Consider the following 11,883-nt stretch of genomic DNA (forward strand, 5'->3'; position numbering starts at 1 on the left):
TCTCCCCCCATTCCCCCCTCGGCTCACATCGGCGCCTCCGGTCCCGGGCTCACTCCTGCCCGTACCGGGGATCGACGGACTCGGGGGCCAGTCCGAGCAGCTCCGCGACCTGCTCGACCACGACCTCGTGGACCAGCAACGCGCGCTCGTCGCGGTTCTTGGTGCGGATCTCGACGGGCCGCCGGTAGACCATGATGCGCGCCGGCCGGTCCTTGGCCGCCGGTACCGAGCTGCCGAGGGGCACGGTGTCCTCCAGCGTCTCCGGCACGTCCAGGACCAGGAAATCGACGTCGGACAGCTGGGGCCAGCGCCGCTCCAGCCGGTCCACGGAGTCCCGCACGAGATCGCGGAAGGACTCCGAGCGGCTGATCGAGAGCGGCACCTGGGGCGGCGCGACGGGACCGCGCATACCGCGGCCGTGCCGGTCGCGGCGGCGCGGTCCCTGCTCGGCCGGGCGGGGAGGTACGGGACTGTCCATCACTGACGCAGGGTAGCCCTCCCAGGGATCTCAATATCGCGGTCGGTACCCCCCTCGTGCGGCATGTCGCATATTGAGCATTCCGGCCAAGCTTGGGCTCGATTCCATGCGCTCTCGCGATCGCCGCTCTCGCCTTCATTGATGGGTTTTGTCCCAAGTGGCGACCGTGTCACGGGGTGTCGCCGCTCCGTCACGCCGCTTTCCGCGCAGGTCAGGGCAGTTGATTCCGGCCAACTCGGGCGGGGGATCATGCCGCGACACGGGCGGGTGACGTGGTGGCGAGTCGTCGCGGCCCGCTCAAGAGTGCGGTACCGTCCAACATCGTGAGCCCTGTACGTCGCTGTTCGCGCACCGCGTGCGGCCGTCCCGCTGTCGCGACACTGACGTACGTCTATGCCGACTCGACCGCGGTCCTCGGCCCGCTCGCCACCTACGCCGAGCCTCATTGCTACGACCTGTGTGCGGAACACAGCGAGCGACTGACCGCTCCGCGCGGCTGGGAGGTCGTCCGTCTGACGGACGGCTCGGCCCCGTCGCGCCCGAGCGGTGACGATCTCGAAGCACTCGCCAACGCGGTGCGCGAAGCGGCCCGGCCGCAGGAGCGCCCGTCGCCGGAGGGCGGCGGCAAGGGCGCGCGCGGCGGAGACCCGGTGGAGGTCGGGCGGCGCGGGCATCTGCGGGTGCTGCGCTCGCCGGAATCCTGACGTCGCGCCCGGTGTCCCCGGTGTCCCGGCGTTCGTCCGGCTGATTTCTTCGGTCACGGATCCTGTGCGACCCATTGACCCCGCCTTGTCGTGCGCACGACCATTCCTCCACTCGTGAGAGATCAGTTTCCGTATCGCGGAATCCGGAGGACTGTCGTGTTCGTACAGCAACTGGAACCCGTCGCCGACTCGCTCGCGCTCTCCGCCCTCGTCGCGGCGTTACCGCTGGTCACTGTGTTGGTCCTGCTCGGCGCCGTACGGATGAGGGCCCATCTCGCCGGGCTGATCGGGCTGGCCGTCGCCGTGCTGGTGGCCTGGCTCGTCTTCGCCATGCCCCTCGGCCAGACCCTCTCGGCCGGCGCGCAGGGCGCCCTCTTCGGGGTTTTCCCCATCATGTGGATCGTCGTCAACGCCCTCTGGGTCTACCGGATGACGGTCCGCACCCAGCACTTCGACGTCCTGCGGCGCTCCTTCGGGCGGCTCTCCGACGACCCCCGCATCCAGGCGCTGGTCATCGCCTTCTGCTTCGGCGCGCTCCTGGAGGCGCTCGCGGGGTTCGGGGCGCCGGTCGCGATCAGCGCGGTGATGCTGGTGGCGCTCGGCTTCGACCCGGTCAAGGCCGCCGTCGTCGCGCTCGTCGCCAACACCGCGCCGGTCGCCTTCGGCGCGATGGGCACGCCGGTGGTGACGCTCGCGCAGGTCACCGGGTTGCCGCTGGACACGGTCGCCTCCGTCGTCGGCCGGCAGACGCCGCTGCTCGCACTCGTCGTCCCCCTCGTGCTGGTCTGGCTCGTGGACGGCCGACGAGGGCTGCGCGAGACCTGGCGGCCCGCGCTGGCCTGCGGAGTCGCCTTCGCCGTCGCGCAGTTCGTCGCCTCCAACTACCTCTCCGCCCAACTCGCCGACATCGCCGCCGCGCTGGCGGGCGCCGCCGCACTCGTCGCCCTCCCCGCCGCCCGCAGACCGGCGGCGGAGCCCGTACGCGCCTCCGTGCTCACCGGCGTACGCAGCGACGACCTGGACCAGGACGACCCGCGCGGCCAAGTGCTGCGCGCCTACGCCCCGTACGCCCTGATCGTGGTCATCTTCTCGATCGCGCAGATTCCGCCGGTCAAGGAGGTACTGGCCCGGGCCACGCGCGTCTTCGACTGGCCCTTCCTCGACGTCGCCGACGCGGACGGCGGCCGGGTCGGCGCCAACGTCTTCTCCCTGCCGCTCGTCGCCACCGGCGGCACCCTCGTCCTGCTCGCCGGCCTGCTCACGGCCGCGGTGCTCGGCGTACGGGCGGCGGACGCGGCGCGGGAGTGGGCGGCGACCGTGCGCGAGCTGCGGTACGCGATCCTCACCGTCACCTCCGTACTCGCCCTGGCCTACGTCATGAACCTGTCCGGCCAGGCCGCCACCATCGGCCACTTCGTCGCGGCGGCGGGCGCGGGCCTCGCCTTCCTCTCCCCGATCCTGGGCTGGTTCGGCGTCGCGGTCTCCGGCTCGGACACCTCCGCCAACGCGCTCTTCGGCGCGCTCCAGGTGACGGCGGCGGGCGAGTCCGGCCTGTCGCCGGAACTGCTGGCGGCGGCGAACAGCTCCGGCGGGGTGCTCGGCAAGATGATCTCCCCGCAGAACCTGACGATCGCCTGCGCGGCGGTGGGACTGGCGGGCCGGGAGGGCGACCTGCTGCGCAAGGTGCTGCCGTGGAGCCTGGCGCTGCTGCTGGTGATGTGCCTGATCGTCATGGGCCAGAGCACGCCGGTACTGGGCTGGATGCTGCCGTAGGACTCCACGCCTCCCGCCGGGCTGGATGGGACGACCGCCGCGTCCACCGGTAGTTTGACGACTCCGCAGTGCAAGCAGCTCAGGAGGGTTGGCCGTGGCCGATTTGGCGCAGATCGTGAAGGCGTACGACGTCCGTGGGCTGTACCCGGACCAGTTGGACGATCGGCTCGCTGAACTGTTCGGCGCGGCCTTCTCGGAGGTCACCGAGGCCGGGGCGATCGTCATCGGCCACGACATGCGGCCCTCGTCGCCGGGCCTCGCGTCGGCCTTCGCCCGGGGCGCCGTCGCGCGCGGGACCCACGCCACGATCATCGGGCTCTGCTCCACCGACCAGCTGTACTACGCGTCGGGGAACATGAACATCCCCGGCGCGATGTTCACGGCGTCGCACAACCCCGCCCGCTACAACGGCATCAAGATGTGCCGGGCCGGCGCCGCCCCGGTCGGCCAGGACACCGGACTGGCCCAGATCCGCGCCCTGGTCGAGCGGTGGCTGACCGAGGGCGCCCCGCCCGCCGTCACCCAGCCCGGAACCCTCACCCAGCGCGACACGCTGAACGACTACGCCGCGTATCTGCTGTCCCTGGTCGACCTCTCCGCGATCCGCCCGCTCAAGGTCGTCGTGGACGCGGGCAACGGAATGGGCGGACACACCGTCCCGACCGTTTTCGACGGCCTCCCGCTCGATGTCGTGCCGATGTACTTCGAGCTGGACGGCACCTTCCCCAACCACGAGGCCAACCCCCTCGACCCGAAGAACATCGTCGACCTCCGGGCCCGCGTCCTCGCCGAAGGCGCCGACCTGGGCCTCGCCTTCGACGGGGACGCCGACCGCTGCTTCGTCGTGGACGAGCGCGGCGAGGGCGTCTCCCCGTCCGCGATCACCGCGCTGGTCGCGGCGCGCGAACTCGCCAAGCACCCCGGCGGCACGGTCATCCACAACCTCATCACCTCCTGGTCCGTCCCCGAAGTCGTCAAGGAACACGGCGGCACCCCCGTACGCACCCGGGTCGGCCACTCCTTCATCAAGCAGGAAATGGCCGCCACCGGCGCCGTCTTCGGGGGCGAGCACTCCGCCCACTACTACTTCCGCGAGTTCTGGAACGCCGACACCGGCATGCTCGCCGCCCTCCACGTCCTGGCCGCGCTCGGCACCCAGCCCGGCCCCCTCTCGGAGCTGGTCTCCTCCTACGACCGCTACGCCGGCTCCGGCGAGATCAACTCCACCGTCGACGACCAGACCGCCCGCACGGCCGCCGTCCGCGAGGCGTTCGCGACGCGCGAGGACGTCACCTTCGACGAACTCGACGGTCTGACGGTGACGTCCACGGACTGGTGGTTCAACCTCCGCCCGTCCAACACGGAGCCGCTGCTACGACTGAACGTGGAAGCGCGGGACGAGGCGACGATGGAACGGATCAGGGACGAGGCGCTGACGCTGATCCGCGGGTAACCGCGTGCGCGGCGGGGCCGCGCGTTGCGGCGGCGGGGTGCGGTGCGGTGTTGGCGGGGGCCGGTGGTTGTGTGCGGGTGGTGGCCGGGTGTCCCTCCGGGGGTACATCCGGGACGGCACGATTTACGGCGCGTGCGGCCCGGGTGCCTTCCTGCGGGTCGTGTGCGCCACAAATCCACGCTTTATTGTCCCGGACGCACCCCCTGCGGGCCCCCCTTCCCCGCCCGCCACAGACGTGGGGGCCGCCCACCGGCCCGCACCCGCCCGCCCCATTCCCATCAGCGGTGCGGGGTCGGGCTCACCGGCGGGAGGGGGCCGGGGTCGCAGGAGGTGTGTGTCCGGACAATAAAGCGTTATTTGTTCCGCTCGACAGCCCGCACTTGAGGCACAGACCCGCACGCGGCGTACGGGGGGCCGGGGGTGTCCCCCGGAAAAGCACAGCATGTCGTCCGGACATGCGCCTCCGGAGTGCCCCGGCCCCCGCACCACAACGAACCACCCGCACCACAACGAACCACCCGCACCACCCCGCACCGCGCACCCGCCCCCCCCGCCACAGACACACGCGCCCCGCACGGACGCGACCGGCGGTACCCTGACGTGGCCCGATCCACATGTTCGAAGGGACACCCTCCATGCCGCTCGAAGCCGGTCTCCTGGAGATCCTCGCCTGCCCGGCCTGCCACGCCCCGCTCAGCGACCAGACCGCGGCCGACACCCCGGAGCTGGTCTGCACGGGCGAGGACTGCGGCCTGGCCTACCCCGTACGGGACGACATCCCCGTACTGCTCGTGGACGAGGCCCGCCGCCCCGCGTAACGCGCCGGCCAGACCCGGCCCAACGGAGGTTGAACCCCATGCTCGACGAGTCGCTGCTCGACGCCCCCGACGAGCTGACCCGCGCCGACCGCCTGGGTCTGCTGCGCGGCGCCGCCGAGGCGGGCGCGCGGGTGCGCACGGCGCTGCGGAACTCCGCCGAGGCGGGCGTCACCCGGCTGAGCCCCGAGGGCCGTCCCCGCGCCGTACTCATGGCGGGCTCCGGCACCGCCGCGGCCGGCACCGCGGACCTGATCGCCGCGCTGGCCGGGCCCGCCGCGCCGGTGACCCGGCTGCAACCCACGGGTGTGGCTCCCGCCGCCGGGGCGCTGCGCTGGACGCTCCCCGGCTGGGCCGGCCCGGTGGATCTGCTGCTGATCGTCACCACCGAGGGCACCGAACCCGGCCTGTCGCTGCTGGCCGACCAGGCGTACCGCCGTGGCTGCACGGTCGTCGCCGTGGCACCGGGTGAGTCGCCGCTGAGCGAGTCGCTGGGCGGCTCGCGCGGCCTGCTGGTCCCCATGGCGACGGCGACGTACGCACGGTACGAACACGGCGACGCGGACGCGGGCGCCGCCGCCCCCGGCTCTCTCTGGGCGCTGCTCGTACCGCTGCTGGTGCTCCTCGACCGCGCCGGTCTGCTCACCGCGCCGGCCGAGACGCTCCAGCTCGTCGCGGACCGGCTGGACAGCGTCGCCGAACGCTGCGGCCCGGCTGTCGCGACGTACAGCAACCCGGCCAAGACGCTCGCCGCCGAACTCGCCGACAGCCTTCCGCTGATCTGGACGGAGGGGACGGCCGCGGCCCCGGCCGGGCGCCGGTTCGCCGCCGTCCTGGCCGAGGTGACCGGACGGCCCGCGCTCGCCGCCGAACTCCCCGAGGCGATCCCGTCGCACGGGGCCCTGCTCGCGGGCGACTTGGCCGGCGGCGAGGCGGGCGACGACGACTTCTTCCGCGACCGGGTGGAGGAGCGCCAGGCGCTGCGGGCCCGCATCGTCCTGCTCAGGGACCGCCCGGCGGGCGGACTGACCGCCGCGCCCGCGGCCCGCGAACTGGCGAGCGGGCACGACACGGCGATCAGCGAACTGGAGCCCGAGGAGGGCAGCGAGCTGGAAGCGCTCGCGGAGCTGATCGCGGTCACCGACTTCGCCACGGTCTATCTGGCGCTCGCGGGCGGCACCCCCCGCCTGACGCCGGGCGGCACCCCCGCCTGACGAGCACGACCACCACGCCACATCACCCCGTACAAGGAAGCTCACCCATGGACCGCCTCTCCAACACCGTGCGCCCCTACGCGTGGGGATCCACGACAGCCATCCCGGAGCTGCTCGGCGAAGCCCCCACGGGCGAGCCGCAGGCCGAGATGTGGATGGGCGCCCACCCGGGCGCCCCCTCGCGCCTCCACCGCGACAGCACCGGCGGCGACGGCGAGCAGGCCCTCTCCGACCTCATCGACGCCGCGCCCGAGGCGGAACTCGGCGCGGCCACGGTCGCGAAGTTCGGCCCCCGGCTGCCGTTCCTCCTCAAGATCCTCGCGGCCGGCTCCCCGCTCTCCCTCCAGGTCCACCCCGATCTGGCGCAGGCGAAGGCGGGTTACGCGGACGAGGAGAGCCGCGGTGTGCCCATCGACGCGCCCCACCGCAACTACAAGGACGCCAACCACAAGCCCGAACTGGTCTGCGCGCTCACCCCCTTCGACGGCCTGTGCGGCTTCCGCGCCCCGGAAGAGGCCGCCGACCTGCTCGCGGGTCTGGACGTCGACTCGCTCAAGCCGTACGTCGACCTGCTGCGCGCCCACCCCGAAGAGGCGGCGCTGCGCGAGGTGCTGACCGCCGTCCTGGCCGCCGACCCGGCCGAGATGGCGGCGACGGTCACCGAGACCGCCGCGGCGGCGGAACGTCTCGGCGGCGGCTACACGCCGTACGCGTCGATCGCGCACCACTACCCCGGCGACCCCGGCGTCGTCGCGGCCATGCTGCTCAACTACGTACAGCTCCAGCCCGGCGAGGCGCTCTTCCTCGGCGCGGGTGTCCCGCACGCCTACCTCAACGGCCTCGGCGTCGAGATCATGGCCAACTCGGACAACGTGCTGCGCTGCGGCCTCACCCCCAAGCACGTCGACGTCCCCGAACTGCTCCGCGTCGTGCGCTTCGAGGCGACCGAGCCGGGTGTGCTGCGCCCGGAGGCGTCCGCCTCGGGCGAGGAGCTGTACGACACGCCCATCGACGAGTTCAGGCTCTCCCGCTACACCCTCGCGCCCGGCGGTGCCCCGCGCGACCTGACGGCCGACGCGCCGCAGATCCTGCTCTGCACGGCGGGCGCGCCCCACGCCAACGACATCGGGCTGACCCCGGGGGGTTCGGTCTTCGTGCCGGCGGGCGAGAAGACCGAACTGTCCGGTACGGGAACCGTTTTCCGCGCCACAGTGGTGGTCTGAGACAACGGCGTCACCCGCTGCTGCAACAATGTCCCGCCGTACGGCGGCGCCAGGGCCGCAGACCAAGGAAGGGACACCCACGCACCCATGAGCGCGTCCGGCGGAACCAAGGCGATCGTGGCGGCGCTCGGCGCCAACCTCGCGATCGCGGTAGCCAAGTTCGTTGCGTTCGCCTTCAGCGGCTCGTCGTCGATGCTCGCGGAGGGTGTGCACTCCCTCGCCGACTCCGGCAACCAGGGACTGCTGCTCCTCGGCGGCAAGAAGGCCAAGCGCGAGGCCACCCCCGAGCACCCCTTCGGCTACGGCCGCGAGCGTTATATCTACGCCTTCCTCGTCTCCATCGTGCTGTTCTCCGTCGGTGGCATGTTCGCCATCTACGAGGGCTACGAGAAGATCAAGCACCCGCACGAGATCGAGTCCTGGTACTGGCCCGTCGGGGTGCTCGTCTTCGCGATCATCGCGGAGTCGGTCTCGTTCCGTACGGCCATCAAGGAATCCAACGTCACGCGGGGCACGCAGTCCTGGAAGGAGTTCATCCGCCGGGCCAAGGCCCCCGAGCTGCCGGTCGTGCTCCTGGAGGACTTCGGCGCGCTGATCGGTCTCGTCCTCGCGCTCGGCGGCGTGGGGATCGCCGTGGTCACCGGTAACGGAATCTGGGACGGCATCGGCACGCTCTGCATCGGTCTCCTCCTCATCGTGATCGCACTGGTGCTCGCCGCCGAGACGAAGTCGCTGCTCCTCGGCGAGTCCGCGGGCGTGGAGGACGTGAAGAAGATCAAGGCAGCGGTCGTCGACGGCGAGGTCGTCACCGGCATCATCCACATGCGCACCCTCCACCTCGGCCCGGAGGAGCTGCTGGTCGCGGCCAAGATCGCGGTCGAGCACGACGACACGGCCGCCGAGGTCGCCGAAGCGATCAACGCCGCCGAGGCCCGTATCCGCGAGGCCGTGCCGATCGCCCGGGTGATCTATCTGGAGCCGGACATCTACAGCGCGTCGGACGCGGCGGCCGGCACGAACCCGGCCAAGGACTGACCGCTTGCGCATTCGGCTGTGGCCCGATGGGCCGGTCGGTGTAGATTCGTTACCAGAGCCAGACGTCGCTGCTGATGGCGGTCGGGCGGCCCGCGTGCGGACCGGCCGAGGGAGAGAGGGCCTCCGACGGACTGCGCCGCGAGCGCCCGGGCATCCGTATGCCCGCCGCCGCAGAGCCAGCCGTACGTATTCACCCTCGACCCCCTTTACGAGGAGCAGCTCGCTATGACGACTGTCGCCAACCGACAGGACTTCAAGGTCGCCGATCTCTCGCTTGCCGAGTTCGGCCGCAAGGAGATCACCCTCGCCGAGCACGAGATGCCCGGTCTGATGTCGATCCGCAAGGAGTACGCCGCGGCCCAGCCGCTGGCCGGTGCCCGGGTGACCGGCTCCCTGCACATGACGGTGCAGACCGCCGTCCTCATCGAGACCCTGGTCGCCCTCGGCGCCGACGTCCGCTGGGCGTCCTGCAACATCTTCTCCACCCAGGACCACGCCGCCGCCGCCATCGCGGTCGGTCCGAACGGCACCCCGGACGACCCGAAGGGCGTTCCGGTCTTCGCGTGGAAGGGCGAGACGCTGGAGGAGTACTGGTGGTGCACGGAGCAGGCCCTGACCTGGCCCAACACGCCCACCGGCGGCCCGAACATGATCCTGGACGACGGCGGTGACGCCACCCTCCTGGTGCACAAGGGCGTCGAGTTCGAGAAGGCCGGCCAGGCTCCCGACCCGGCGACCGCGGACAGCGAGGAGTACAGCTACATCCTCCGCCTGCTGAACCGCACCCTCTCCGAGAACCCGCAGAAGTGGACCCGGCTCTCGTCCGAGATCCGCGGTGTCACGGAGGAGACCACGACCGGTGTCCACCGTCTGTACGAGATGCAGCGTGATGGCGTCCTCCTCTTCCCGGCGATCAACGTCAATGACGCGGTCACCAAGTCCAAGTTCGACAACAAGTACGGCTGCCGCCACTCCCTGATCGACGGCATCAACCGCGCCACCGATGTCCTCATCGGCGGCAAGGTCGCGGTCGTGTGCGGTTACGGCGACGTCGGCAAGGGCTGCGCGGAGTCGCTGCGCGGCCAGGGCGCCCGCGTGATCATCACGGAGATCGACCCGATCTGCGCGCTCCAGGCGGCGATGGACGGCTACCAGGTCGCGACGCTGGACGACGTCGTCTCCATCGCCGATATCTTCGTCACCACGACGGGCAACAAGGACATCATCATGGCCGCCGACATGGCCAAGATGAAGCACCAGGCGATCGTCGGGAACATCGGCCACTTCGACAACGAGATCGACATGGCCGGCCTGGCCAAGATCGACGGCATCGTCAAGGACGAGGTCAAGCCCCAGGTCCACACCTGGACCTTCCCGGACGGGAAGACCCTCATCGTCCTGTCCGAGGGCCGCCTGCTGAACCTGGGCAACGCGACCGGCCACCCCTCCTTCGTGATGTCCAACTCCTTCGCGGACCAGACGCTGGCCCAGATCGAGCTGTTCACCAAGCAGGAGGAGTACCCGACCGACGTCTACGTGCTCCCCAAGCACCTGGACGAGAAGGTCGCCCGCCTCCACCTCGACGCGCTCGGCGTGCGGCTGACGACGCTGCGTCCGGAGCAGGCCACGTACATCGGTGTCGAGGTCGAGGGCCCGTACAAGCCCGACCACTACCGCTACTGATCCAAGAGGCCACGGCCTCTCAGTAACCGCGCCGGAGAACAGGCCCCCGCACCCCCGTGGCGGGGGCCTGTTCCGTCGGCGGCGGAGCGACGTACCGGTGGTGACCGGACGTGCCCGCGATCAGTGCCCGCGATCAGCAGCCGAAGACCCGAAGATCCGAAGGACCCGAAAGCCCCCATGCCCCGCGGCCGTTATTCGCTTCACGATCCGCACGATCACACCCCCCTCGGTGACGAACACTTCCACTGCGCGCCAGGCCCTTCCGGCTGGCGCTACGTCTCCCAGATCACCACTCCCTCCGGCGACCACGCGGGCTCCGTCGATCTGGCCCTCGACGAACTCGGCCGCCCCATCCGTCTTCAACTCCACGCCGCGAGCTGGGAGATCCGTGGCGCCGCCCTCGACGGCGTCACCTGGGTCCGTACCGACCCCACCGGTGTCCATGCCACAGAAGGCAATGTGCGCGCCCACGCCTTCACCGGCACTTCCCCCGCCTTCCTCGTCGCGACCGCCCGACTTCTGCGCCTCACCCCCGGTTCCCCCGCGACGCGCGTACGCCTCGTGGCGTTCACGCACCCCGTTCTGGCCCCCCGGACCGTCGATCAGTCCTGGGCGCTGATGAACAGTGAAGCGCACGCCACTGACAACGGACCCCTGACCGTGGACGAGTACCAGGTCAACGCCCTGGACACCGGGGAGCAGCACACGGTCCACCTCGCCGGGGACGTGGTGCTCTCGGCCCCCGGCATCGAACTCGAAGACCTCGAATCCCCGCCGTCGACCCTGCCTTGACCGTCCCCGCCCGAGCGGCGCTACGCCGGCGGAACGAACCCGGTGGCGGGCGGCGCGGGCGCGGGCGAGTGGGAAGCGGAAGGCGAAGACGAAGTGGCAGACGAAGAAGCGGGAGCGGTCGCGGGGGCGGCGGCGGGACCCGGCACGAAAGCCGCCGGAGCCGGAGCCGGAGCCGGAGCCGGAGCCGAGCCCGGTACGCCGGGGGAGCCGAACGCCCGCCGGGCGTCCCTCGCCTGCCGCTCGTTCAGCACCGCCGCCAGGTAGGCGTCCGCAGGCACCCCCTGGGGCACCGGCGCCCCCGTACGCGCCGCCAGATCACCCGCGAGCCGCTCGGCCATCGACCGGCCCACCGAGGCGTCGAGCTGCCTCATCCGCGTGAGGTACTGGCGTACGGCGAGCCACAGATCATCCGGCACGGCGGACAGATCCAGCTCCGCGAACCGCCCCACGAGCCATGGCGGAGGCGGCGGAACCGCAGCCAGCTGCGAGACAGGTACCCGCTCCCGTACCACCAGCGTCCCCGCGAAGACGTCCCCGATCCGCCGGCCCCGCGCCGACACCAGCGACGCGACGCACGCGATGACGCCGAACGACATCAGCAGCTCCACCACGCCCAACGCCCCGCGCACGAGCGCGTGCCGAAACCGTATGGGCCCGCCGTCGTCCCGCACGACCCGCAGACCGACGGCCATCTTCCCCAGCGAGCGACCGTG

General features: G+C 71.5%; 11 protein-coding genes (1 of these 11 running past the window's edge). 9 read left to right on the top strand and 2 right to left on the bottom strand.

The window, feature by feature from the left end:
- Positions 1-49: 49 nt before the first annotated feature.
- Positions 50-478, bottom strand: a complete 429-nt coding sequence (locus OG627_RS21930; protein WP_329072867.1) for a metallopeptidase family protein — start codon at positions 476-478, stop codon at positions 50-52.
- 275 nt (positions 479-753) lie between these two features.
- On the opposite strand from OG627_RS21930, the gene OG627_RS21935 reads away from it, so the two are divergent.
- From OG627_RS21935 to OG627_RS21975, 9 genes are all read left to right on the top strand, one after another.
- Positions 754-1,182, top strand: coding sequence for a DUF3499 domain-containing protein (locus tag OG627_RS21935; protein WP_329067634.1), 429 nt, complete (start codon positions 754-756; stop codon positions 1,180-1,182).
- 156 nt (positions 1,183-1,338) lie between these two features.
- On the top strand, positions 1,339-2,955 hold the full coding sequence (locus OG627_RS21940; protein WP_329067636.1) for an L-lactate permease: 1,617 nt from the start codon (positions 1,339-1,341) through the stop codon (positions 2,953-2,955).
- 94 nt (positions 2,956-3,049) lie between these two features.
- A complete protein-coding gene (locus OG627_RS21945; protein ID WP_329067638.1) occupies positions 3,050-4,408 on the top strand; it encodes a phosphomannomutase/phosphoglucomutase in 1,359 nt (452 codons plus the stop codon).
- Positions 4,409-5,043: 635 nt separating this feature from the next.
- Positions 5,044-5,226: a Trm112 family protein gene (locus OG627_RS21950; RefSeq protein ID WP_329067640.1), complete on the top strand. Its 183-nt coding sequence runs from the start codon at positions 5,044-5,046 to the stop codon at positions 5,224-5,226.
- A 38-nt stretch (positions 5,227-5,264) separates the two neighbouring features.
- Complete coding sequence (locus OG627_RS21955) at positions 5,265-6,437, top strand: SIS domain-containing protein (RefSeq protein ID WP_329067643.1); 1,173 nt, start codon at positions 5,265-5,267, stop codon at positions 6,435-6,437.
- Positions 6,438-6,484: 47 nt separating this feature from the next.
- Complete coding sequence (gene manA / locus OG627_RS21960) at positions 6,485-7,660, top strand: mannose-6-phosphate isomerase, class I (protein ID WP_329067645.1); 1,176 nt, start codon at positions 6,485-6,487, stop codon at positions 7,658-7,660.
- A gap of 87 nt (positions 7,661-7,747) precedes the next feature.
- Positions 7,748-8,695 carry a cation diffusion facilitator family transporter gene (locus OG627_RS21965; protein ID WP_329067647.1) on the top strand — a complete coding sequence of 316 codons (948 nt, stop codon included), beginning with the start codon at positions 7,748-7,750 and terminating at the stop codon, positions 8,693-8,695.
- A 225-nt stretch (positions 8,696-8,920) separates the two neighbouring features.
- Complete coding sequence (gene ahcY / locus OG627_RS21970) at positions 8,921-10,378, top strand: adenosylhomocysteinase (protein ID WP_329067649.1); 1,458 nt, start codon at positions 8,921-8,923, stop codon at positions 10,376-10,378.
- A 177-nt stretch (positions 10,379-10,555) separates the two neighbouring features.
- Entirely contained in the window at positions 10,556-11,170 is a 615-nt protein-coding gene (locus tag OG627_RS21975) for a hypothetical protein (protein ID WP_329067651.1), read from the top strand.
- 20 nt (positions 11,171-11,190) lie between these two features.
- Here OG627_RS21975 and OG627_RS21980 read toward each other — a convergent pair whose 3' ends face one another.
- Positions 11,191-11,883, bottom strand: partial view of an RDD family protein gene (locus OG627_RS21980; RefSeq protein ID WP_329072868.1) — the 3' portion only. It continues 225 nt past the right edge of the window; the window shows 693 of its 918 coding nt (coding positions 226-918); the start codon falls outside the window, past its right edge; the stop codon is at positions 11,191-11,193.

The organism is Streptomyces sp. NBC_01429, assembly GCF_036231945.1.
Classification (GTDB): domain Bacteria; phylum Actinomycetota; class Actinomycetes; order Streptomycetales; family Streptomycetaceae; genus Streptomyces.

Excerpts from the sequence above, each read along its gene's own strand:
- OG627_RS21950 (WP_329067640.1), top strand. The coding sequence starts at position 5,044 with ATGCCGCTCGAAGCCGGTCTCCTGGAGATCCTCGCCTGCCCGGCCTGC.
- OG627_RS21930 (WP_329072867.1), bottom strand. The coding sequence starts at position 478 with ATGGACAGTCCCGTACCTCCCCGCCCGGCCGAGCAGGGACCGCGCCGC.
- manA (WP_329067645.1), top strand. The coding sequence starts at position 6,485 with ATGGACCGCCTCTCCAACACCGTGCGCCCCTACGCGTGGGGATCCACG.
- OG627_RS21955 (WP_329067643.1), top strand. The coding sequence starts at position 5,265 with ATGCTCGACGAGTCGCTGCTCGACGCCCCCGACGAGCTGACCCGCGCC.
- OG627_RS21975 (WP_329067651.1), top strand. The coding sequence starts at position 10,556 with ATGCCCCGCGGCCGTTATTCGCTTCACGATCCGCACGATCACACCCCC.
- ahcY (WP_329067649.1), top strand. The coding sequence starts at position 8,921 with ATGACGACTGTCGCCAACCGACAGGACTTCAAGGTCGCCGATCTCTCG.
- OG627_RS21965 (WP_329067647.1), top strand. The coding sequence starts at position 7,748 with ATGAGCGCGTCCGGCGGAACCAAGGCGATCGTGGCGGCGCTCGGCGCC.